This is a genomic window from Marinobacter sp. C1S70 (assembly GCF_000475355.1).
Lineage (GTDB): Bacteria > Pseudomonadota > Gammaproteobacteria > Pseudomonadales > Oleiphilaceae > Marinobacter > Marinobacter nauticus.
Window position 1 is genome coordinate 26,782 of record NZ_AXBW01000001.1, and the last position, 23,022, is coordinate 49,803.

Consider the following 23,022-nt stretch of genomic DNA (forward strand, 5'->3'; position numbering starts at 1 on the left):
GTCATAGCGAAGGCATCCGGCCGGCCCGGACAATGGCCAGCAGCACCGGAGCGCCAATCAGCGCGGTAACCACCCCCAGAGGCATTTCGGCGGGCGCGGCAATCAACCGGGAAAGCACGTCGGCACCCAGTACCACGGCAGGGCCAACAGGCACACACAGCCAGAGGGTCTTGCGGATATCGGGGCCGGAAAAGGCCCTGGCAATAAACGGCACCACCAGTCCGACAAAGATCAGGGGCCCGGCGAGGGCCGTTGCCGAGCCCACCAGCAGAGCAACCGTGAAAGTGATCAGGAAGCGGATTCGCCCCGGGTGATGTCCCAGCCCGACGGCCGCTTTTTCGCCCAGGGCCATGGCTGCCAGTGGTCGTGCCACGATAGCAATCAGGACCAGGGCGAGAGTGATGGAGGGAAGCGTTGCCCAAAGCATGGACAAGGGTTTGCCGGCCACGCTGCCGGTAATCCAGAAGCGAATCTCATCGGCGGCTCGCTGGTCCATCAGCATCAACATGGAGGTCAATGCCAGCAGCAGACCGGTCATGGTGGCCCCGGCCAATACCAGACGCACAGGATCATTGCCCAGGCCCTGCACCCTGGTAGCGGCAATCACCAGGGCACAGCCGGCGAGCGCTCCAAGCTGGGCGGACAGGGTGGTGAGAGTGGCTGTGGTGGCGCCCAAGAGGATGGCCAGGGCTACTGCAAAGCCACTGCCAGCACTGACGCCCAGCAAGCCCGGCTCGGCCAGTGGGTTGCGGGTCATGGACTGGAGCAGGGCACCGGCCAGGCCCAGTGCGAGGCCGGTGATCAGGGCAATGATGGTGCGGGGCAGCCGAAGCTCGGTGACCACAAACCAGGCTTCCTCCGTGCCATTGGCCATCAGCGCCGCCATGGCATCGCTGGCAGACACCGGGCCGGCGCCATAGAGCAGGCTGGCCAGTACCACCAGTAATAATAAAAATCCCGCAGCCAGAAGCGGCGGGAAAAAAGCGCGAGACGCAACCACGCTAGTCGGGGATAGAGCGTTCGACATTGGGCGCTTCAGGGCTGAATGGCAGTGACCGCGGCTTCGATGTCATCAAGAATGGCCAGTACCGCCAGAGGTCCGGTAGCGCTGGTCCAGAGTTGCCCGCTGACGGTGATTACCCGGTCGTGTTCAACCGCATCCAGGCGGGCAAAGGCCGGGGATTGGCGGGCTGCCTCCAGTGCTTTGTCGCCATCTTCATTCAGTGTCGCCAGGAATACCCAGCTTTGATCCATGCTGGACAGGTTCTCCAGGCTCAGTGGTTCGCTGTGGGGGCGGCCTTCTTCAACCAGATCATTGTCATCTATCCGGAAGCCTACTGCCTGAAGAATCGAGGCCGAGAACAGGCCTTCCGCCATTACCAGGGGGCCCTGGGGCATCCAGCGAACCAGGGTGGCATCTCGCTGGGCTTCCGGGATGCGAGCCGCCACAAGGGCGGCCACTTCGCCAATGCGGGATTCGACTTTGGCAATCACCTGCTCAGCGGCCTCTTCTTTCCCCAGGGCTTTGGCGAACAGGCGGGTTTCCCGTTCCCAGCTGTCCGGCTGGAACATGGGAACATCTGACACGATCACCGGCGCAATACGCGACAGCAACTGGTATTGCTGCTCATTGGTGCGCGGTGCAGCCAGAATCAGATCGGGCCGGACGGAGATAACCGCTTCAATATTGGTTTCGGCCGGTGCGCCCACAATAGCGATATCACCTGCCCGGGACTTGATGTAATCGGCAACGTCGCTACCGCCACGGGTAATTACAGCACCCACTGGGTTGGCATCGACGGCCAGTGTCGTGTCCAGGGCGCCCTCGTACAGTGTGACTACTCGCTCTGGCTGGCCGTTGACCGTTACCGGGCCATAGGCCGTTTCCACAGACCGGGTATCCGCGAGACTGGTACCCGCGCCCATGGCGGAGAGTGCCAGTACGGCAATGGATCGGAGAAGCGTCTGTCTGGGGGTGAGAGTGCGGCATGTCATGGTCAGTGCGCTCCGGCAGCGGGGTGTTAGATAGCTTGCAAATTTTAATGGAAAATAATGATAATGGTTCTCGTTAAGGTTTTAAAGTGATAAATTGGAACGGTCAGTTGCAAATAATGGAACCAAATCATGTATGACTTGCAGGAGCTGGAAGCTTTCGTGTCGGTAGTGCGCACCGGCAGCCTGACCGCCAGTACCCGGGATCTGGGACTACCCAAGTCCACTCTCAGCCGCCGGATTCGACAACTGGAGGAGAATGTGGGGCAGCCACTGTTGCTGAGACAATCCCGGAAGATCGTGCCGAACGATGCCGGGCGTGTGTTCTACCGCTATTGCAACGACATTCTCGAGTTGGTGGTGCAGGGGCGGGAGGCACTGGACGAACTCAAAGCCGAGGTAACCGGCAAGCTGGAATTGCGTTGTCACGAATCTTTTGTGCGTGGCTGGTTTTCCGGGGTGGTTGAGTCCTTTATGGCTGACCATGACGACCTTCGTGTTGCGATTCACACCCAGAGGAACCTGCCGGAAGCGGTCGAGGACGGTGTGTGTATCTGGCTGGGCGAGACCGGTGAGACAGCGCTGCGCCAGGAGGTGCTCGGTGTACTCAAGCAGGGTATTTTCGGTAGCCCGGCCTATTTCCGGCAGCACGGCAAGCCGGCTGCACCGGGAGAGCTTGCCCATCATCCCTGGGTGGATCTGCTGGGTATGGCAGACACCGGGGTAATATTGCACCACTCCCGCCAGGGCAATTTTCCGCTATCGCTACCGGACCGTCGGTTTACCGTGGACCAGTTCAATGTGCAGGGTGACGCCATTGCCGCGGGCCGCGGCCTGGGCTTGATGCCGGTCTGGCTGGTGGAACGTCGGCTGACGGCTCATCCCGGCAGTTTTCAGTCCTGTCTACCGGAGTGGTATGGACCCGACCTGCCAGTGACCTTGCTTTATCCTCATGGTGTTCTTCCCCGTCGGGTGCGGGCCTTTATTGCTCATCTACGAAGCTGTATCCCGGAGGAATGGACTGGGGGTGTTGGTACTGCCACACAGGCTGTTCCGAAAAGCGGAACGCATCATTCCAACACCTGAACCCTTGCGCTGTGTTAATGTTCACGCCACTGATAATGATTCGCAAGTGCGAAAACTGATATATCGTGAACGTTGCACAACACAAGGAGTTATTCATGCGCCGTCGTTTTCCTTTGCTGGCGTCAGCGGTTGCCCTGACCAGTGCCAGCACCGCTGGTCTGGCCTAGGCCGAGCCCGTTGAGCTGGGTGAAATTGTGGTGACTGCCGCTGGCTTTGAGCAGAACATCTCGGATGCGCCGGCCAGTATTTCGGTGATCTCTGGCGAGGAGCTGGCGAAGAAGTCCTACAAGAGTATTGTCGATGCGGTGAATAACATCCCGGGAGTGTACGTAACCGGTGGCGGTGGTGCGCAGGACATTAGCATTCGGGGGATGGACGACAGTTACACGCTTTATCTGGTCGACGGCCGGCCGGTCTCAGCGGGGCGTTCGGTAAACACCAACGGCCAGGACGGTGGCAAGCAGATTGCTCTGCCGCCCATCTCCATGATCGAGCGGGTTGAAGTCATCCGTGGCCCGATGTCGTCGCTGTACGGTTCTGAAGCCATGGGCGGCGTCATCAACATCATCACCCGCAAAAACCGTGGTGAGTGGGCGGGCACTATCTCATCCGAGTACACCAAATCTCTGAACGATGTCAGCAACGACAGCCGGCAGACCAGCCTGTTTGCCGGCGGCGCATTGGTGGAGGACCTGCTCAGTGCGGAAGTGAATGCTGCCTGGGGAGGGGATGATGAGAGCGATTTTGCCGGTGCCGATGACTCCGCACGCAGTACCCCGGAAAGCAAGCGCAAGCAGGGTGGTGCCAAGCTGATTCTGACTCCGGATAGTCGCAACGAATTTGCCCTGAGTTACGACAGCTCCCGTCTGGAAGAGACCAGCACACCCGGCAAGAGTGTGGCAGAGGATGAAACCGGCTCAAACTACATCTATGACAAAGATGTATACGTGCTGTCTCACGCCGGCAACTATGGCGATTGGTTGACCCGGAGCTTTATCCAGCATGACCTGTCCGAGCGGGTACAGGATCAGACCAAGAAAGAGAAAGTATCGATGCTGGATACCCAGGCTACACGGTTCTGGGGCGACCATGTGCTGACGGTGGGTGGCCAGTACAAGAAGGAAAAGCTGACCGACGAAACCAACGGTTTGCTGACATCCAATATTCCAGGCGCCGTCCGCAGTGTTGATCGCTGGATCGCTGCGGTGTACTCGGAAGTGGAGTGGGGGCTGACCGAGCAGTTGTCGGTGACCACAGGGCTGCGTTACAACGACGACGAGCTGTTTGGCGGTGAGTTTTCACCAAGGGTTTACGCACTTTACGATCTGACGCCAGAGCTGACCCTCAAGGGTGGGGTGTCTACGGGATATCGTCAGCCGGGTCTGGCCGATGTGACCGAAGGCTTCGGCCGTGGCACTGGCGGCGGTGGCTCACCTGCGCCGCATCCACGGGCATTGATCATCGGCAACCCGGAACTGGATCCGGAATCCAGTATCAGCTACGAGGCGGGAATGGTGTTTGATAGCCGGGCCATGGGGCTGAACGCCAGCGTGATGCTGTTCCAGACCGATTTCAAAGACAAGATTGCCGAAGACCGGCTTTGTGAGTCTCCCAATGGGGATCGCGATGACCCGGCCACCTGGACCTGCAGCTTTCAGGGCAACGACTACCTGTTCCTGAGTACCCGGGCCAACATCGACGAAGCCGAAATGCGAGGCGTCGAACTGACGCTGGATTATCGGCTGACCGACTCGGTCACTCTGAATTCCAGCTACACCTACACCGACTCTGAACAGAAGACCGGGGAGTACAAAGGCGAACCGCTGAACAAAATTCCTGAGCACATGGCTAACGCCAACCTGGACTGGCAAGCGAATAACCGCCTGAATCTTTGGTTCCAGGCCAACTACCGTGGCGAAACCAGCGATTACCTTGGCCGCCGTAGCATGTCAGATGGCACGCCGGGTTATACGTTGATGGATGCCGGTTTGCTTTACCAACTGACCGATTCTGCCCGGGTGACCGCGGGTCTGTACAACCTGGCTGATAAAGAAATCACCAATGATGACTATGGCGTGGTGCTGGATGGCCGTCGCCTGAACCTTGGCCTGGCGGTCGACTTCTGAGGATAGTAACCATGACTTCAATGAAACGAATTATGGCTTTTGCTCTGGCCGGCATAACCCTGACCGGGTGCGCGACCACGACGGAAGTAACCGGTCCCACGGTGATCAGCTACGATCACGGTGCATTGGACACCTTGCTGGAGCTGGGTCTGGAAGAAAAGGTTGTGGCCATTCCACACCAGAGCCTGCCGGATTATCTGGTGGGTCTGGGCGAAAGGTTGCCGGACGCAGGCGGTCTCAAGACACCCGACCTGGCATTGGTCACGGATCTGAAACCGGGATTGGTACTGATGACCGGGCGCCAGGGCGCGGAAGCCCTTGCGTCCTTTGCGAAGGTGGCTCCAGTACGTGATGTCACGCTGGAGGGGGACGGTCTTCAGGCAGCGGTGAATGACCGTGTGCTCAGCCTGGCTGGCTACTACGGCCTTGAAGAGGCGGCTGGCATAGAGCTGGACGCGCTCTGGCAGCACGTTGAGGCGCAAAAGGCGACCTTGGCCGACGCAGGTACCGTTACCGTGGTGACCCATAATAACGGGAACTTTTCACTTCGGCAGGAAGCATTGGTCTACGAGCTACTGGCGTTGACACCTGCGGCTGTGCCAGACAGTGTGCAGCCCGTGGTGCGTGGCGAGCGTACCTTCTATCCGGTAACAGCCGATGTTCTGGCGCAAATGGCGCCGGATAACCTGCTGGTGGTTGATCGCAGTGCCGCGATCGGAGATGAACCGCTGGCGCCGGAGACGTTGAAAGCTTCGTTGGCCGAGGCTGGTGTGTCTACCGAAGTTGTGGTGCTTAACCCAGGCCTCTGGTACCTGTCCGGTGGCGGCTTGCAGAGCGTACGGCTGCAAGTGGACGAAGTGGTGAACGCGGTGCGGTAACTTCCGCGCAGCAGAATCTTAAGGCCTGCCGGCAAACGCCGACGGGCCTTTTTTGTTTGCGCCGCTTTGGTCAATAATGCTCGGCCATGAAACTGATCCTCAGCAGAAAAGGCTTCGACAGTTCCGCAGGTGGCTGTCCCAATCCGGTCTTCCCGGATGGCAGCTGCCTGGCGCTGCCCATTCCGGACGAACAGTCGCCCATTCGCTACAGCCAGGTCCGGCACCATGGCGAAAGCATTGGTTCGCTGGTGTCGCAGTTGACGGGGCAGCGGGCGTTTTCCAGACGTGGTGCGCATCTGGATCCGGATGTCATCGAAAGCGCCTATCCCCGGCTGCCAGGCTGGCGCCCGGTGCTTGGCCAGCATAGTTCGGCCCAGGCGCACCTGGCCAATCATTGCATTGGTCCTGGTGATCTTTTTCTGTTTTTTGCGCTGTTCCGACCGGTGGAACGTTATCGTAAACGATGGCGCTTTGTGCCAGGTAGCCGACCGTTTCACGCTGTCTGGGGCTGGTTGCAGGTGGCAGACGTCTGGCCTCTGGGTGACGTGCCGTCAGTACCGGAGTGGGCGCGCTATCATCCACATCTGCATGGCGAGCGATCAGTACGGAACTGTCTCTATGTCAGCGGCGACAGGCTTCAGATTCCAGGCTTGCGTGAGGATTTGCCAGCTGCTGGAGCCGTGCAGGCTTTGTCAGACCAGCACCGGCTGACCGCGCCCGGAGCTGCAAAGGTCACGGAGTGGCGATTGCCGGCAGCCTTCATGCCCCAACCTGGTAAGTCACCCCTCAGTTATCATCACAATCCGGAACGCTGGCGCCTGGAGGATTCCGGGGAATACTGCCGCTTAAAGTGCGCAGCACGTGGTCAGGAGTTTGTCCTGGATCTGGAGCAGTATCCGGGAGTCAGTGAATGGTTGCTGACCCCGGGGCTGCTCTCTTAAAAGGTGGTGCTTAGCAGGTAGGCCGTATAGCCCACGAAGACGGCCAGCAGCCCGGCACCTTCCACACGATTGATACGCCCGGGCCCGCGAAATCCATAGCCCAGCACAAACAGGGCGAGGGTAAGGCCCACCATCACTGGAATATCCCTGATCAAGACTTCATTGGCCACCGCCATGGGGGCAATGGAGCCGGCAATACCGACCACGGCCAGGGTGTTGAACAGGTTGGAGCCCAGAATATTACCTAATGCCAGATCATGCTCGCCCTTGCGGGCCGCAATGATAGAAGAGGCCAGTTCCGGCAGAGATGTGCCAATAGCCACAATGGTCAGGCCGATCACGAGGTCACTGACGCCAAAGCGGGTGGCAAGATCGACTGCGCCCCAGACCAGAATACGGGAGCTGATAATCAGCAGAACCAGCCCCACGACCAGCCAGAGCATCGCGTTGCGAATGGGCATGGGATGAGCGGCAAGCTCGGCATCCATTTCGGTGGCGAAGGCATCATCGGTTTTTCTCATGCCAGACCAGATGCTCCAGCCCAGTAACAGGGCAAACAGCACCAGCAGGCCGGCCGCATCCAGCCGGCTGAGTTCGCCATCAAACAGCAGCCAGGCCGCCGCCAGGGTAACCAGGGCCAGAATCGGCAATTCCTTGCGCATCACCTGGGAGTGTACGGCGATGGGGGCAATTACGGCGGTGATACCGAGAATCAGGGCGATGTTGGTGATGTTGGAACCATAGGCATTACCGAGCGCCAGGCCGGGGTTGCCCTGAGAGGCCGCCAGCGCGGAAACCACCATCTCCGGTGCCGAGGTACCAAAGCCAACCACCACCATGCCAATCAGTAAAGGTGGCATTCCAAAATGGCCAGCCGTAGCGGCCGATCCTTCAACAAACCGGTCTGCACTCCAGACCAGAAGGGCAAGGCCGGCAAGAATGGCGAGAGATGCAATCAGCACGTTGTTGGCTCCCAGGTTGATGTCGGAGTATTTGACGGCAATCGCAGTGGCCGCACAATTACACAGAACTACCTATCAGCCAGTGGCAATTCAGGCTCTCTTGAAACTGGCCAGGGCCACCGCTGCGGTCACGAACAGGCCACCAAAAACCCGGTTCATTTGCCGCTGGCGCGCAGGGGTGGTCATGAACCGGAACAGCTGGCTGGCGAGAATGGCATAGCCTACCATCACCAGGATATCGACAAAGATCAGCGTAGCCCCCATGGTTGCCAACTGAGGACCATGGGGCGCGCCCGCCACCAGAAACTGGGGGAACAGGGCAATCAGGAAGATGGTGGCCTTCGGGTTGGTGAGGTTTACCAGAGCTCCGTTCCAGAACTGCTGTCTTGGACTGAATCCGGAGAGGTCCGCCCGGGATGCTTCAATAGGTGGCTCCCTCCATTTCTGGATGCCGAGCCAGATAAGGTAAACCACGCCAATCCATTTGATCACTGCCAAAGCAGTATTGGAGGAGGCGACGATTGCGCCCAGCCCGGCGCCTACCAGCACGATCTGTGCGCCGTAACCGAATTGCTGACCGGCAATGGTGGGCAGAGATTTACGCACCCCGTAGCGAAGCCCGCTGCTCATGGAATTCACCGCGCCGGCACCAGGCGAAATACTGATAAAAACAGCTGCGACCAGAAAGGTCAGCCAGACAGTGAGTGTCATTGCTTACGCTCTTGCTGAATCCGAAGATGTTATACTAACCGCCACAAAACACCGGCCAGAAGAGGAGACTGTGAGATGGCCAGAAAACGGGCGAAAGCCACGCAGCATAGTGCTGTGCAACGGGAATTGAGAACACCAAAATACCAGATGCGTGTGGTTGAGGACAAAACCAAATACAAGCGCAGCCGGGACAAGACGGTTCGGTCGGAGGGCTTTCGCAAAGCCGCGTGAAAGTGGTTTTACGAAAGCCTTTCGTGCCCTCCTATCCCGGACAGTTCTTGCCAATCGCCGCTGGCCGGTTGTCATAAAAGCTTCATGAATGGCCGCTGGGTCGCTGTTATCCTGTAGTGTTTACTGACATGGAACACGGCAGGAGCCGCACAGGATGAGAATCATCGCCTTTTACAGCCCCAAGGGCGGGGTTGGAAAGACCGCCGCTGCGGTCAACACCGCTTATCTGGCCAGCCGGGACAATCTGAGGACCTTGCTCTGGGATCTGGACCCACAGGGGGCCTCCAGTTTCTACCTTGCCGGAGCAGAGCCCGTGAAGGGCCGGAAACTCTCCAAACTGCTGGAGGGGAAATCGCCCATTGCCCGCTTTATTCACGAAGACGTTTATCCCAACCTGGATTTTATCCCCGCCCATTCCAGCTTTCGCAATTTCGACATCAAGCTTGAACAGGAGCACGGTGGCAACGCGTTGAAAGACCTGCTGGCACCTTTGTCGGAAGACACCAGCCTGGTAATTCTGGATTGCCCGCCCACGTTATCCCGACTTACCGAGCAGGTGCTGGATGTGGCTGACAAGGTGTATGTGCCGGTGGTACCCACCTGGTTGTCCCTGAACAGCTGGGATCAGTTGAAAGAGTTTGTGAAGGATAAAAAACTCGGTGTTAAGAAGTTGCGTCCGTTCTTTTCAATGGTGGATAGGCGCAAGAATCTGCATCGGGATGTGTTGGCGCGGGACGCAGAGAAACGTGGCTTGGCTGCGCTTGCCGCCGTCCCCTATGCGAGTGCGGTTGAACGAATGGGGGAAGAAGGGCAACCACTTGAAGTGCTGGCCCCAGGCTCACTGGCGGCAGGAGAATTCCGCAAACTGTGGTCGGGTATCAAAACGGATCTTTGGTCTCGATAGCCTGAAAAGTGGTAGAGTCTCGGCACTTATTCGACACGAGTGGAGCCTTGATGACACCCCTTGAAACACTGCAAATCGACACCGGTGACAACCCGCAAACCAGCATCATCTGGCTGCACGGGCTTGGCGCCAGCGGTCATGACTTCGAGCCGGTGGTTCCGGAGTTCCGGTTCTCGCGGGAGCAGCCCGTCCGTTTCATCTTTCCCCATGCACCGGAGCTGCCAGTTACCATCAATGGCGGGATGGTGATGCCGGCCTGGTACGACATCCTTGCCATGGACGTCGATCGTAAGGTTGATGCCGAACAGCTTCGCGCGTCCGCAGCCATGGTTGCAGAGCTGATCCGGGCCGAGCGGGAGCGCGGTGTTGCCAGTGAAAACATCATTCTGGGTGGTTTCTCCCAGGGCGGTGCGGTGGCTTATGAGCTGGCCCTCAGCTATCCGGAGCGTCTTGGCGGCCTGTTTGTGTTGTCTACTTACTTCGCTACGGCTGATACCATTGAGCTGAGCGAAGCCAACCGCAAGTTGCCGATATTTATCGGCCATGGTCGCTTCGACCCTATCGTGGCCGAATCACTTGGCCAGGCGGCACTTCGGAAACTTCAGGATCTCGGGTACGAGCCGGAGTTTCAAAGCTATGGAATGGAACATAGCCTGTGCCTTGAAGAGGTGAGAGACCTGGACGCTTTCCTGTCTCGGCTCACCTCGGGAGACCGCTAACTCGGCCGGGGACTCATCTTCCCCGTCCTATTCGCTGGTGGATTGGTCGGAGCTGTCCGATTCCGAACGACCTTTGCATTTGGGCTGAAGCTCTTCCTCAAGCCAGCGGCGCACCTCGTTGCGGTCTTTGCGCCGGTTTAGCTGCTCGCTGTGAATGTTGTGCGGGAATATTTTTGGTCTGCCATCGTGGCGCAAAGTGAAGCTTCGGCGCACACCTACGGGGTAGGGGCTGGGGCCATGAATCACGGCTGCTCGGATTTCCACCCCGGTAATGTCCTCGAAAAGATAGTCGCTGTCATCGTCCTCGCTCTTCTTGCCGAGAATGACATTCCGGAACGAGCCCAGCACAAGATAGCCACCTGACGGCACCGGGCCTTGCCTGAGAGCATCCTGTACGTTGGAGTCATCCGGTGCGACGCGCTCGTATTCGGTAACGGTCAGGGTTTTCTCGTCTCCGGCTCGGGTATGCAGCACTACCTGTACACACTGCACGTGAACCGTTTCCTGCCCCATATTCACCAGCAAACACAGTGCATCCGGGTTCTCGTTCTGGGCATGGTGGATGACCAGATAGGGGCGGTTATTTCGTTTGTATTGCAGGAAAAACAGCTGGAAATAGACGATCCAGACAACGGCCATTACGGCGCTGCTGATCGGGCTGATGTAGTCCATTGTGGTGGCCTCCGCTTCCTTTTGAGGAACTAACTTAACAGCCAGCCTGTCCAGGGTTCAAAGAAGTGGATTGTGACAGTCTGCGGAACACGGGAAAGGTCTTGAGTTGTGTCAACGCAGCGACACAAATCCTGCCTACACTGGCCGTGACGGATCGAAACCGGTCCCCTGCCTGAATGCCCGAAGAGGTTTTGCCATGAACTCACATCTGCTCGATATCGCACTTCCCGGAAACCCGAACCTGAAACTTCAAGAAGTCGCTCCTGACGGTGATGATCACCACATTACCCACGAGAAGAACACCTCCTTTGAAATGGTTGCCGAAGATGGCCAGGTGGTTGGTTACGTTAAGACCTGGCATGAATCCGACGGCTATTCCGGCTATGTTCAGTTTGATTCCGAGGGAAATGTTCTGGACTGGAAGGTGCTCCGGGATCGTCAGTAAAACTGAACAATTACTGCAGAAGCTTGTGTTATCTATCGCCTGGCGCTGAGGCTAGACTGAGCAATGGTATATAACGGCGTGAACCGGTTTTGCCGTACGGTTTGCGCGGCAGATCGGTCTATTCAGCAAAAGGAAGCGTGCCATGTCCCTCAAGTTACAGACAATCATCTGCAGTACTCGCCCCGGCCGTGTCGGCCCAGCCATCGCTGAGTGGTTCAACGGTTTTGCCAACGAACAGGGTGCTTTTAACAGTGAGCTGGTGGATCTGGCGGATTTTAACCTGCCGGTTTATGACGAGCCCAATCACCCGCGTCAGCAGCAGTATCAGCACGAGCACACGAAAAACTGGTCGGAGAGTGTGTCCGGCGCGGATGCCTACGTATTCGTACTGCCGGAGTACAATTTCTGCCCGCCGCCTTCATTCATGAACGCGATCAATTACGTCTACAACGAATGGAATTACAAGCCGTGTGCCTTTGTCAGCTATGGCGGTGTCTCTGGCGGGCTACGGTCTGCACAGATGGCAAAACAACTGGTGACCACCGTTAAAATGATGCCCATGGTGGAGGGCGTGATGGTGCAGATGCCCTGGGAACTTCTGGATGAGAATCGCAAGTTCCAGGCGACCGAGCATCATACCGGGTCGGCCTCGACCATGCTGGCGGAGCTGGCCAAGTGGGCCGAGGGAATGAAGCCCATGCGTTAAGTTACTGAGCGCTCTGATTCCCGATCATTATTTGCCACAATTCAAGCATAAAGCTTTCGGGATTCTACCTCCGTTGGTCGTTTATGGTGAACGCATACCTAACGACAACGGAGGTTAACCATGAGCACAGTAGAGCTGATTGAGCAGTGGCTGGAGAAGTGCGACCTGGCACATCAGGCGCAGACACGCTACGACCGGGACCCAACGCCGACCAACTATTCCCGGCTTAAAAGAGCGCAGGAAGAGCGCGGTGCGGTGGAGCGGCGAATGGCTCCGTTGGCGGGTGCATAAGGGGTTCAGCGTTATCGACATCCAGAACAACCTGGCCCGCTTCAGATGGGCTAATTCGAGCCCTTGACGCTACGCTACCTGTTGCATTAATTGATCTGGACTGATCTTTTCTGATGCAAGTTGGGACGGCATTGGGGCAGGCACATTGAGACAACTTATTCCGGATTCTGGTTTCACGAAACAAAAGCAACGGACGTTAACGTTGCTGATGGTCTTCTTTTTATCGGTCTTGTTGTCGGCCTGCGCATTGCCAATCGCTGACCGATCGGAGTCCAGCGCCCTGGACCTGGATGAGGCCGCCGATACCCGGCTCGGACAGGCCATTGCGCCGCAGCTGGAGAGCTATCCTGGTAATAGTGGCATCCATACCTTGGCAAACCCTCGGGATGCCTTCGCCGCCCGCGTGCTGCTGGCGCGCGCCGCCGATCGAACGCTGGACGTTCAGTATTACATCTGGCATGGCGATATAACCGGAACACTGCTGTTGGAAGAACTGCATACGGCGGCTGAGCGGGGAGTGCGGGTCCGGTTGCTGCTGGATGATAACGGCACCTCCGGGTTAGACGCCGAACTCGCTGCCTTGGCAAGTCATCCTTCCATTGAAGTACGACTCTTTAACCCGTTTGTGATCCGTAATCCCAAATGGTTGGGGTACCTGACGGACTTCTCGCGGGCTAACCGGCGCATGCACAACAAGTCATTCACGGCGGATAACCAGGCCACCATTGTCGGTGGCCGGAATATCGGCGATGAGTATTTTGGTGCCACCGCCGGCGTTCTTTTTGCGGATCTGGACGTGCTGGCCATCGGCCCGGTGGTGCCTGAGGTATCGAGTGATTTTGATCGCTATTGGGCCAGTGCCTCCGCGTATCCCGTTGAACAGCTGTTGCCCGCCGCTTCCGATGCGGATTTGCGCGAGCTGGAGCGTCGTGCGCTGAAGCTTGAGAACGACCAGGCGGCGACAGACTATGTGAAGGCAGTTTCCGAATCTGATTTTGTGCGTCAGTTGTTGTCTGGGGTACTGGAGTTCGACTGGGCCAGAACTCGAATGGTCAGTGATAGCCCCGCCAAAGGGCTTGGGAAATCTGAAAGGGAAGATCTGCTGGCGTATAAGCTTGGCGAGATTCTTGGAGAACCCGAATCCCGGGTCGCATTGATTTCCCCGTACTTCGTGCCAACCCGGGCCGGTGTTGATGCGTTTGCGGCTTTGGCGAACAAAGGTATTGAGGTAAGCATACTGACCAATTCTCTTGATGCCACCGACGTAGCCGCTGTTCATGCGGGTTATGCCAAACGTCGCAAGGCTCTGCTTGAGGCCGGTATCCATCTGTATGAAATGCGGCGGCTCTCGCCTGATGTTGAACGGAACCAGAGTGCCGGGCCCTTCGGTAGTTCGGGCTCCAGCCTGCATGCAAAGACCTTTGCCGTTGACGGCGAGAGACTGTTCGTTGGCTCCTTCAATTTCGATCCCCGCTCGATCAACCTGAACACCGAGCTGGGCTTTGTGATTGAGAGCCCGGCGCTTTCAGAAAAGATCCACGAGGCCTTTGAAGAAAGCATCCCGTTGCGGGCTTACGAAGTTCGACTAACCGAGAACGGTGAGCTTTATTGGATAGAGCACGTTGATGGCGATGTCATCCGCCATGAGCAGGAACCCAATACAGGGTTTTTGCAACGCACGGGGATTTTCCTGTTGTCGATACTGCCAATTGAGTGGCTGCTTTGAATAAGGAAAAGACAATGAACTCAGCTGTACATCTCGGCTTTGTGCTGTCTCTGGTGCTTGGCGGGACTGCTGTGGCCCAGGAAGCGACACCGCTGTCTGCGCCGGCCTCCACTCCAGACGCTCTCGGACTGATGCAGGGTTTTCCTCCGGCGCCCGACAAAACGATTCGCTTCACGGATCCGGACTATTTTGCCTTCCCCAAGCTGCGCTGGACGGTCTGTCATTTCCGGGAGCTGATGCCGACGACGGTGGTACGTAATGGCAGCGAAGGTGTCAGTGAGCTTCCTGTAGACATGGATGCCGGCATAGAGGGGGTCGAATTCTTGCCCCTGGGAGGTAAGGCCTCAATAACCTGGCGCGATGCCTTTGACGCGAATTACACCGACGGCATCCTGGTTCTGCACCAGGGCAGGGTGGTTTATGAGCGTTACGATGGCTGCCTTGATGAGCACACTCTGCACGGCGCAATGTCCGTTACCAAAAGCCTGACGGGGCTTCTCGGCGAGGTGCTGGTGGCCGAAGGCAAGCTGGATGCAGCCGCTTTGGTGGGAGACATCATTCCCGAACTGGCGCGCAGTGCATTCGGTGACGCAACGGTTCGCCAGGTTCTGGATATGACCACCGCGCTGGACTACTCGGAAGACTATTCTGATCCTGATGCCGAAGTCTGGACCTATGCCAGGGCCGGGAGTCCGTATCTGTTGAGCGAACAACGTGAAGGGCCTCGAAGCTACTTCGATTACCTGAAAACGGTCAGAAAAGACGGAGAGCACGGTGAAGCGTTCGGCTACAAAACCATTAATTCAGATGTGGTGGGCTGGCTGATCGCAAGAACGACCGGGGTTTCGGTTGCCGACTACTTTTCCGAGCGTATCTGGTCAAAGATCGGGGCAGAGCGTGAAGCTTTCTATACGGTCGATTCCATAGGTACTCCATTTGCTGGCGGCGGATTCAACGCCACGTTGCGTGATATGGCGCGAATCGCTTTACTCGTGCTGAACGAGGGTAAGTGGGCCGGCGAGCAGATTATCCCGGCCCAGGCGATTGCCAGTATTCGCAATGGTGGCGACCGGGCGGTGTTTGCCAAAGCCGGATATGAACTTCTCGATGGCTGGAGCTATCGTGGCATGTGGTGGGTCAGCCACGACGACCACGGGGCGTTCGCGGCGCGCGGTGTGCATGGCCAAACGATCTGGATAGATCCTGCTGCCGATATGGTCATCGTCCGCTTTGCCTCCAACCCGGTTGCCGGCAATGCGGCGAATGATCCGACTTCCTTGCCGGCTTACCGGGCTGTGGCGGATTATCTGAGGAGTCAGGAGCGCGGTGCAGGGCCAGCGGGAGGGCCTTGATGGCGCGAAGGCGGTAAGCGATGAGGCAGTCGATAGGTTGTGATCTGGTAAGCCAAATTTGAGTAATACACCCTTCGTGCCTAGTATCTATCTCAACACGGCCCCTGCCTCTTGGCTCTGAAAGGAGCTTACGCGGGGGTTCTTATGTTCTCCTGCCCCACATAAATGCTATGAACTCACATACGAAGTATCCTAAAGGTCATTGAAATTAGCTTAAGGTGGCACTATAGTTCAGCACAGCTCATCTACCAGCCCTAGGGCGTAAGTGTGGAAGGAGTTACGGCCCCGTCCTCTTCGAGGGCGCGGCCAGCCTTATTTCCTGCCTGTGTTTCGTTTCCAGCGTTTTGTGTACTTGTCCCGTTGGTGTTGGCGTTCGATGTAGAAGGCCGTCCAGGGGAGTGTGTAGGTTGCGCGCTCAGCTAAAACGACGAGATAGCCTTCCGCCTCAAACCACAGATGAATCCGGTTTTCGTTGCCTCGTTTCTCTGGCCATACTTTCAAGGCCGGGTCATGCTCGTTTTCGATGACGGGGCGCGGCCAACGGATTCGTTCACACCGCCTGAAATCCGGTGTTCTTTCTGATTCCACGCTGCCTTCGCTGGTCATGTGCCAGAACGTTGCTTCCTTCCCGTCTACTACTGGGTGTCGTTTTAATGCCAAACGCTGTCCCCGGAAGAGCGGCTTGGAGTCCACGAAACCCTGGCAGAAGATTTGGTAAATCGCATCAAGGTACTGCTCCCAGTCACCGCCATAGTCAGAAAATAGCTCCAGTTCGGGTAGCCACTCGGGTGTTCCATCCATGGTCAAATCCTGCTGTTCCAAATCAAAAGATTGAACTTGAGCTCTCGCATCATGGTGTTGAGTGTCAGGCGATAACCACTGCGCTGCCTGATTCTTGCGATGAGAGCTTCTTTGGCACTGTTTCCGGATAATTCGCGGTGTAGGTAGGAAAGGGCCCCTATCAGCAAGTCCGCTATCTGCAGGTGTTCGACTTCATGGGAGTGGACCCTTTTTACGTCTGCAATCATTCTGCGCGAGAAGTCGTAAGCGTTGGTGCATAGAATGTCCTGAAGTTTCTCGACCTTCTCATGGCCCAGGGTATCTTTGATGTCAATGTAGACGTAGTAGCGCGAATCCGGGTCAAAGATGGTTTTTAGCATGGTGAAATACATCTTGTAGTACCACTCGTCGTGGTCCTGCTGATGCCTTTCATGGTCCAGCACACTTTTGTCTGGAATGACCAGGCCGCGGAAATGCAGGTCGTCGTCATCGAAAAAGTAATCAACGATGTCCTGATAGAAGGCCAGCTTCGACGGGCTCACCTTGGTCCATTTGATTTCAAAATCCCGTTCGAGGCCGTGCTTCTGTTTGATTTCGCGAATCCGCTCGGCAATTTCCAGCCGTTTGTCTTTCGGGCACCAGACCGCGCCCAACACCATCGCCTTCTGGCGGTCATTTTCCAAATGGCAGGATTCGTCGCAGTAGACGTTGTATTCGATGGTCATGCTGAAAGTCCTTTTTCAACAACGGCCTCGGCCAGTTGGCAGCGGGTTTCGCTGGCTTGGTTTATCCGCTCCTTGAGCTGGTCGCAGAGGGCCATGAGTTCATCGACTTTTTGGACGATGCGGTTTTGTTCGGTCAGCGGAGGTAACGGAATTAGAGTGTTGGCAATTTTCCCAGTGTTGAGATTTGGCTGGGCGCCTCCAGCTGCGACTTCACGAATCTCGTCATAAAGCTTTATAAAACATAGCTTTATATATCGCCTGTGGCTTTCATCTTTTATTATCGGTTGGATTGCTGCGCAGGCCTGATTCGTTCCAGCTGCAACTTTAAGTTCAGTTATCTGGCCCCGCGTCTTCCCTTGGCCATACATGGCGACTATCAATGTTCCGGCCGGATAGATTGAGATGTTGGTTTCCTTTACTGCGAGACTGGAAACGCGCTCTTTTGTGTCGCAGATAAACGCCTGACTTGTCTCCCCGCTGGTTACCCATGGGTATTCTGGTGGCGAATAATAGTCTGGACGACCTCTTGAGGGGGTCGCTCCGGTGCCAATCAGGGTAAACCTGCCAAGTTTTTCCCATCTCCATCCCTTTGGTAAATCATAAGGGAAGCTTCCTTCGACCATAGCTAACGCTTTGGGTTTCCTGATAGTGCCTTCGCTAACTCGTTGGCCTATTTCTTTGTCTATGCACTTGAGAAGATGGCTGGCAGGCTCATCTTCATCATCCTGCTCCACCAACCGCCCCATCACCGCCAGTTGCAGGATGGTCTGCTTGAGCTTGTCGATGCTCTGTTCGGTGGTGAACAGGGTATCGAAGTGGGCGGCGAGGCGGGCCCAGTTGTCGGCAAGTTCGGTGGCATTTTCGGATTGGGTGAGGGTGCCGAGCAGGGTGTCCACGAGGGTTTCGTGGGCTTCGAGTTGGTCGCTGGTTTGCTGTTCCAGCCGATCGCAGAGGGCCATGAGTTCATCGACTTTTTGGACGATGCGGTGTTGTTCTTCTATTGGAGGGACCGGCACAAGCAAGTTGTCCAAGGCTTTTTTGTTCAGGTTGTTTATTCCAATTCCTTTTCCTGACGCTTGTGCCTGTTGTCGATACGTTGGTGTGGTCGTAAAGAAGCCTAAATACAAACTGAGCTTTTTCCCCAGCGGTCTTATAACAGCGCAGAAAGCCCCGAAAGTGGCATGAATTTCACTACTGGCCTGGGCCGCTTTACCAACGAGGTTCGCAGAACCGCTAGACATCGCTATGAGGATGTCTCCCTCGGTAATCAGCTGCCTCTTGTTTATAAGCTCGAGTGGCACATAGACAACCGACTCATCAGTGATTGTCTCTTGTATGTTATTCGCGCGAAGTAGCGCAACATGCTCGTCTCTTGGTTGCTCCGATACTTGATGTTTTTTGTATGTGACTCCTCGAATAACTTCGGCAAGCTCGCCCATTCGGCACCACTCCCAGCCCTCAGGCAAGCGGTAAGGGGCATCAGCGTTTGCGATGTCATAGAGTTTGGTCTGCTTTTTCAGATTACCCTCATCAACAAGCTTTTCTCGATGACTATGTATTTCATCGACGAGGATAGAAGCTGGAGTATCACAAGATTCCTGTTCAATAAGTTGGCCTCTTACGGCCAGCTCCAGAATCAATTCCCGCAGCTTCTTAATCCCGGTCAGCTCAACTTTGCCATTAGCCCCGCGGCCACTACTGGACTTCTTCGTGACCGCTCCGGTCCACAGATCCAAGTGTTCGGTAATCAGCTCCCGCGCACTCACGCCTCACCTCCGTCGGTGTTCTCATCGCGGTTGTGCGAAAGTGCATCGGCCAGGATATCCCGCAGCTGGTGGCGGATTTCCTGAATTTCGGCCTGTTGTTGTTCGTACTTGGCCAGCAGTTCGCCCGGGTCGTGGCTGACTTGCTCCCCTTGGTGGGGGTTCTTGATGTCCAGGTTGTAGTTGCGGGCCATGATGTCGTCGATGGACACTTTCCAGGCCTGCTCGGTTTCCACCCGGCTGGCAAAGCCGTCGGCCTCGGTGCCCCACCAGTCGATTTCGGTCTGGAATTCGGAGAACTTCATGGGCTTGGTTTTGCTATAGCTCTTGTAGCCTTCCGGGTAGGGGTGGTCGTAGTACCACACGGTTTCTGTGGGCTTGCCCTTGGTGAAGAACAGCAGGTTGGTCTTGATGCCAGTGTAGGGGTTAAACACGCCGTTGGGCAGGCGCACGATGGTGTGCAGATTGCACTCTTCCAGCAGCTTTTCCTTGAGCCGGGTTTTCATGCCCTCGCCGAACAGGAAGCCGTCTGGCAGCACCACGGCGGCGCGGCCACCGTCGCGCAGCAGGTGGATGAACAGGGTCATGAACAGGTCGGCGGTTTCCCGGGTGCGGAAGGCGCTGGGGAAGTTGGTTTCAATGCCGTCTTCTTCCATGCCGCCGAAGGGCGGGTTGGCCACAATCACGTCTACCCGTTCTTTCGGGCCCCAGCTGATGAGCGGGCGGGCCAGGGTGTTGTCGTGCTTAATCTGGTCCGGCACCTCGATGCCGTGCAGAATCATGTTGGTGGTGGCCAGCAGGTGCGGAAGAGGCTTTTTCTCTACACCGTGAATGCTTTTCTGCAGGGTTTGTTCGTCCTGCGGGGTGCTGACGTAATTTTTGCGCTTGTGCTCGATGGTGCAGGTGAGGAAGCCGCCGGTGCCGCAGGCCGGGTCCATGACCTTCTCGTTTAGCTTTGGGTCTACCCGGTTAACCATGAACTCGGTTACCGCCCGCGGGGTGTAGAACTCGCCAGCGTTTCCGGCGCTTTGAAGGTCTTTGAGGATTTGCTCGTACATATCGCCGAGTTCGTGGCGCTCGGCGGATTTGTTGAAGTTGATGCCATCCTGCAGCTTGTTGATGACCTGGCGCATGAGCTGGCCGGACTTCATGTAGTTGTAGGCATCCTCGAATACGTTGCGGATAACCACGCCCCGGTAGTCGTTACCGGCCGGCTCCAGGTTCTGCAGGCCGGGGAACAGGGTGTTGTCGATGAAGTCCTTGAGCTCATCGCCGGTCATGCCCTCCGGGTCGGCCGCCCAGTTGCGCCAGCGCAGTTTCTCTGGAATCGGGGAATTGTAGTCGTCGTAAATCAGTTCCCATTCCTGTTCCCGGTCGTCGAAAATTTTCAGGAACAGCATCCAGACCAACTGGCCGATGCGCTGGGCATCGCCGTCTACGCCAACGTCTTTGCGCATGATGTCCTGGATGGATTTGATGGTGGTGCTGATAGACATAGGTGTTCAGTTCCTGAGTAAACGGAGTGGCGATAAACAAAAATCAGATCAGGGTGTTTGCCGGTACAGCTCGTCTTCCAGATCTCGCACGGCTTCGGTGTAGCCTGGCTTGCCGCCAAAGGCATCCACCAGTTCCATCAGTGAGCCAATCTGGCTGAATGGCGCTAGGGTGAGGATTTTAACATCCTCGATGGGCTCGATGCCGTCGTCTGTGTACTTGTCCAGCAGGGCGTCCAGCACCTGTTTGCTGGCACCCTCGTATTTGCTGAAGTAGTTCTGTTTACGCACCTGTTCGGCCCTTTCCTTTCGACTAAGGGGCGGCTGGTCGTAAACGATGTGGCAGATGACATCGAAGGGATCGGGCTCGGCGCCCAGTTTCTTGCGGACATCCTTGATGAGGTCGTCCCAGATGACACCTTGCTCGGCCAGTTCTTCAATGATGGCCTGTTTGCGCTCGGCCTGGTTCCAGCCTTTGAGGAAGTCGGTGAGGGTGGCGTACTGTTCTTTCACTTTCTTGCGGGTGAAGTCCTTCAGGCTTTCAGTGATGAGCTTGCCGTCCGGGCCCAGGTATTGGACTCGTTCGGCGATCACGCTGACTTCCACATCGCCTACCACGTACTTCACCCGTTTGGTCTTTTCCTGGTCGTCGGACGGCCAGGCCGGTTGGCTGTCGTCGCGGTGCCAGGTTTCGCCGGGCTCGATTTCGTAACCTTCGGCTTCCTCACTTAACGGCAGTTCAGTGGCATCGGGTTCCAGCGTTTCCTGTTCGTCGTCCGGCACGACCGATTCGCCGGCCTTGGGCTCATAGACTTTCACCGGGTCGCCGTCGAACGCCGGGTCTGCGAACAGCTCGGTGGCCTTCTTGAAGTCCAGAATGGTGAACCAGTGCTTGTTGTAGTCGTCGTTGATGCGGGTGCCACGGCCGATGATTTGCTTGAACTCGGTCATGGACTGGATGCGCTGGTCCAGCACGATAAGTTTGCAGGTTTGGGCGTCTACACCGGTTGTCATCAGTTTGCTGGTGGTGGCGATGACGGGGTAGCGCTCTTCCGGGTTGATGAAGTTGTCCAGCTCGGCCTTGCCTTCCTGTTCGTCTCCGGTAATGCGCATCACGTATTTGCGGTTTTCTTTTACGCGCAACGGGTTCAGGTTCACCAGGGCCTGGCGCATGCGTTCGGCGTGGTCGATGTCTTCGCAGAAGACGATGGTTTTCTGATAAGGGTCGGTCTGCTCGAGAAATTCGGTCACTGTCCGAGCCACTATTTCGGTGCGCTTTTCCAGAACCAACTGCCGGTCGAAGTCTTTCTGGTTGTAGATGCGGTCTTCGATCAGCTCACCGTGTTTGTCGGTTTGGCCCTTGCTGGGGCGCCAGCCTTGCAGGTCGCGGTCTAGGTCGATGCGCACGACTTTGTAGGGGGCGAGAAAGCCGTCTTCGATGCCTTGCTTCAGGGAGTAGGTGTAAACCGGCTCGCCGAAGTAGTCGATGTTGGAGACTTCCCTGGTTTCCTTGGGAGTAGCGGTCAGACCGATGTGGGTGGCCGCCGAGAAGTATTCCAGAATCTGGCGCCAGGCGGAGTCCACAGAGGCGCTGCCCCGGTGACACTCGTCGATAACCACGAGGTCGAAGAAATCCGGGGAGAACTGCTTGTAGATGTTCTGTTCGTCTTCACTGCCGGTGACGGCTTGGTACAGCGACAGGTAAATCTCGTAGGATTTGTCTACCGTCCGGTTGGTGACCTTGGTCATGGCCTGGCCGAAAGGCTTGAAGTCGTTATTCTTGGTCTGGTCTACCAGAATGTTGCGGTCGGCCAGGAAAAGGATGCGTTTCTTCTGCTTGGACTTCCACAGCCGCCAGATAATCTGGAAGGCAGTGAATGTTTTGCCGGTGCCAGTGGCCATCACCAGCAGAACACGGTTCTGCCCGCGGGCCACGGCCTCTACGGTGCGGTTTATGGCGACGGTTTGATAATAGCGGGGCGTTCGGCCGCTGCCGTCATCGTAGTAGGGCTGTTCGACGGTTTGCCTGGCGTTCTGGTGGATGCCTTTATACTGGCAGTAAAGCTCCCAGAGGGTTTCCGGCGAAGGGAATTCGTCCAGGCTCAGGGTAGTTTCAGTTTTGCCGAACAGCCCGGTGCGGTCGTGGAACAGGAAGCCGTCGCCGTTGCTGCTGAAAACGAACGGGGCGTCCAGGGCATCGCTATAAGCCAGAGCCTGCTGCATGCCATCGCCCAGGCTGTGGTTGTTGTCTTTGGCTTCGATGATGGCAATGGGCATGTTCTTTTTGTAGCTGAGAACGTAATCCGCCCGGCGGCGCTTACCTCGGGTGTGCAGCCGGCCCCGCACGATGATGCGGCCAGCGGTGAACGAGACTTCCTCTCGCACTTGGCTGTGCATGTCCCAGCCTGCGTTCTGCAGGGCAGGGTTGATGTACTTGGTGCAGATGTCCCGCTCTGTGAGCTTTTTCTTGTCCATGCGCTCGCCGCCGTTACTTCTTGATTGCAACCATCTGGTTTTGC

Annotated in this window: 22 protein-coding genes; 12 read left to right on the forward strand and 10 right to left on the reverse strand. The window is 56.8% G+C overall.

The window, feature by feature from the left end:
- Position 1 precedes the first annotated feature (1 nt).
- The gene (locus Q669_RS00125) at positions 2–1,027 is read right to left on the reverse strand and encodes a FecCD family ABC transporter permease (protein ID WP_031211049.1); all 1,026 of its coding nucleotides are present in this window, start codon (positions 1,025–1,027) and stop codon (positions 2–4) included.
- Positions 1,028–1,035: 8 nt separating this feature from the next.
- Complete coding sequence (locus Q669_RS00130; protein ID WP_022990766.1) at positions 1,036–1,995, reverse strand: iron-siderophore ABC transporter substrate-binding protein; 960 nt, start codon at positions 1,993–1,995, stop codon at positions 1,036–1,038.
- A gap of 129 nt (positions 1,996–2,124) precedes the next feature.
- On the opposite strand from Q669_RS00130, the gene Q669_RS00135 reads away from it, so the two are divergent.
- The 4 genes from Q669_RS00135 (at position 2,125) to Q669_RS00150 (ending at position 7,023) form a co-directional block, all read left to right on the forward strand.
- Positions 2,125–3,078: a LysR family transcriptional regulator gene (locus tag Q669_RS00135; RefSeq protein ID WP_022990767.1), complete on the forward strand. Its 954-nt coding sequence runs from the start codon at positions 2,125–2,127 to the stop codon at positions 3,076–3,078.
- A 194-nt stretch (positions 3,079–3,272) separates the two neighbouring features.
- Positions 3,273–5,204 carry a TonB-dependent receptor domain-containing protein gene (locus Q669_RS00140; protein WP_022990768.1) on the forward strand — a complete coding sequence of 644 codons (1,932 nt, stop codon included), beginning with the start codon at positions 3,273–3,275 and terminating at the stop codon, positions 5,202–5,204.
- Positions 5,205–5,215: 11 nt separating this feature from the next.
- Positions 5,216–6,082: an ABC transporter substrate-binding protein gene (locus Q669_RS00145; RefSeq protein ID WP_036148011.1), complete on the forward strand. Its 867-nt coding sequence runs from the start codon at positions 5,216–5,218 to the stop codon at positions 6,080–6,082.
- A gap of 86 nt (positions 6,083–6,168) precedes the next feature.
- The gene (locus Q669_RS00150; RefSeq protein WP_022990770.1) at positions 6,169–7,023 is read left to right on the forward strand and encodes a hypothetical protein; all 855 of its coding nucleotides are present in this window, start codon (positions 6,169–6,171) and stop codon (positions 7,021–7,023) included.
- On the opposite strand, the gene Q669_RS00155 is transcribed toward Q669_RS00150, so the two are convergent.
- Both Q669_RS00155 and rhtB read right to left on the reverse strand, forming a co-directional pair.
- Positions 7,020–7,985 carry a calcium/sodium antiporter gene (locus Q669_RS00155; protein WP_022990771.1) on the reverse strand — a complete coding sequence of 322 codons (966 nt, stop codon included), beginning with the start codon at positions 7,983–7,985 and terminating at the stop codon, positions 7,020–7,022. The genes Q669_RS00150 and Q669_RS00155 overlap by 4 nt on opposite strands.
- Positions 7,986–8,075: 90 nt before the next feature.
- Complete coding sequence (gene rhtB, locus Q669_RS00160) at positions 8,076–8,696, reverse strand: homoserine/homoserine lactone efflux protein (RefSeq protein WP_011786702.1); 621 nt, start codon at positions 8,694–8,696, stop codon at positions 8,076–8,078.
- A gap of 75 nt (positions 8,697–8,771) precedes the next feature.
- On the opposite strand from rhtB, the gene Q669_RS19685 reads away from it, so the two are divergent.
- The 3 genes from Q669_RS19685 (at position 8,772) to Q669_RS00170 (ending at position 10,550) form a co-directional block, all read left to right on the forward strand.
- A complete protein-coding gene (locus Q669_RS19685) occupies positions 8,772–8,927 on the forward strand; it encodes a hypothetical protein (RefSeq protein WP_022990772.1) in 156 nt (51 codons plus the stop codon).
- A 154-nt stretch (positions 8,928–9,081) separates the two neighbouring features.
- Positions 9,082–9,831: a ParA family protein gene (locus Q669_RS00165; protein ID WP_022990773.1), complete on the forward strand. Its 750-nt coding sequence runs from the start codon at positions 9,082–9,084 to the stop codon at positions 9,829–9,831.
- 50 nt (positions 9,832–9,881) lie between these two features.
- Positions 9,882–10,550, forward strand: a complete 669-nt coding sequence (locus tag Q669_RS00170; RefSeq protein ID WP_022990774.1) for an alpha/beta hydrolase — start codon at positions 9,882–9,884, stop codon at positions 10,548–10,550.
- A 27-nt stretch (positions 10,551–10,577) separates the two neighbouring features.
- Here Q669_RS00170 and Q669_RS00175 read toward each other — a convergent pair whose 3' ends face one another.
- Positions 10,578–11,222: a hypothetical protein gene (locus Q669_RS00175; RefSeq protein WP_022990775.1), complete on the reverse strand. Its 645-nt coding sequence runs from the start codon at positions 11,220–11,222 to the stop codon at positions 10,578–10,580.
- A 196-nt stretch (positions 11,223–11,418) separates the two neighbouring features.
- On the opposite strand from Q669_RS00175, the gene Q669_RS00180 reads away from it, so the two are divergent.
- From Q669_RS00180 to Q669_RS00195, 5 genes are all read left to right on the forward strand, one after another.
- Complete coding sequence (locus Q669_RS00180; protein ID WP_022990776.1) at positions 11,419–11,667, forward strand: hypothetical protein; 249 nt, start codon at positions 11,419–11,421, stop codon at positions 11,665–11,667.
- A 142-nt stretch (positions 11,668–11,809) separates the two neighbouring features.
- Complete coding sequence (locus Q669_RS00185; protein ID WP_022990777.1) at positions 11,810–12,373, forward strand: NADPH-dependent FMN reductase; 564 nt, start codon at positions 11,810–11,812, stop codon at positions 12,371–12,373.
- A 120-nt stretch (positions 12,374–12,493) separates the two neighbouring features.
- A complete protein-coding gene (locus Q669_RS19610; RefSeq protein ID WP_022990778.1) occupies positions 12,494–12,664 on the forward strand; it encodes a hypothetical protein in 171 nt (56 codons plus the stop codon).
- A 208-nt stretch (positions 12,665–12,872) separates the two neighbouring features.
- Complete coding sequence (locus tag Q669_RS00190) at positions 12,873–14,390, forward strand: phospholipase D family protein (RefSeq protein ID WP_036148089.1); 1,518 nt, start codon at positions 12,873–12,875, stop codon at positions 14,388–14,390.
- A 14-nt stretch (positions 14,391–14,404) separates the two neighbouring features.
- Positions 14,405–15,742: a serine hydrolase domain-containing protein gene (locus Q669_RS00195; RefSeq protein ID WP_022990780.1), complete on the forward strand. Its 1,338-nt coding sequence runs from the start codon at positions 14,405–14,407 to the stop codon at positions 15,740–15,742.
- Between the two features lie 312 nt (positions 15,743–16,054).
- On the opposite strand, the gene Q669_RS00200 is transcribed toward Q669_RS00195, so the two are convergent.
- From Q669_RS00200 to hsdR, 5 genes are read right to left on the reverse strand one after another with little or no spacing between them, the layout of a single operon-like run.
- Entirely contained in the window at positions 16,055–16,543 is a 489-nt protein-coding gene (locus Q669_RS00200) for a hypothetical protein (protein ID WP_022990781.1), read from the reverse strand.
- A 2-nt stretch (positions 16,544–16,545) separates the two neighbouring features.
- A complete protein-coding gene (locus tag Q669_RS00205; protein WP_022990782.1) occupies positions 16,546–17,247 on the reverse strand; it encodes a DUF3800 domain-containing protein in 702 nt (233 codons plus the stop codon).
- Positions 17,244–19,013 carry a restriction endonuclease subunit S gene (locus Q669_RS00210; RefSeq protein ID WP_022990783.1) on the reverse strand — a complete coding sequence of 590 codons (1,770 nt, stop codon included), beginning with the start codon at positions 19,011–19,013 and terminating at the stop codon, positions 17,244–17,246. The genes Q669_RS00205 and Q669_RS00210 overlap by 4 nt, the downstream gene beginning before the upstream one ends.
- Positions 19,010–20,506, reverse strand: a complete 1,497-nt coding sequence (locus Q669_RS00215) for a type I restriction-modification system subunit M (protein WP_022990784.1) — start codon at positions 20,504–20,506, stop codon at positions 19,010–19,012. The genes Q669_RS00210 and Q669_RS00215 overlap by 4 nt, the downstream gene beginning before the upstream one ends.
- A 48-nt stretch (positions 20,507–20,554) precedes the next feature.
- Positions 20,555–22,978, reverse strand: a complete 2,424-nt coding sequence (gene hsdR, locus Q669_RS00220; protein ID WP_022990785.1) for an EcoAI/FtnUII family type I restriction enzme subunit R — start codon at positions 22,976–22,978, stop codon at positions 20,555–20,557.
- Positions 22,979–23,022 lie beyond the last annotated feature (44 nt).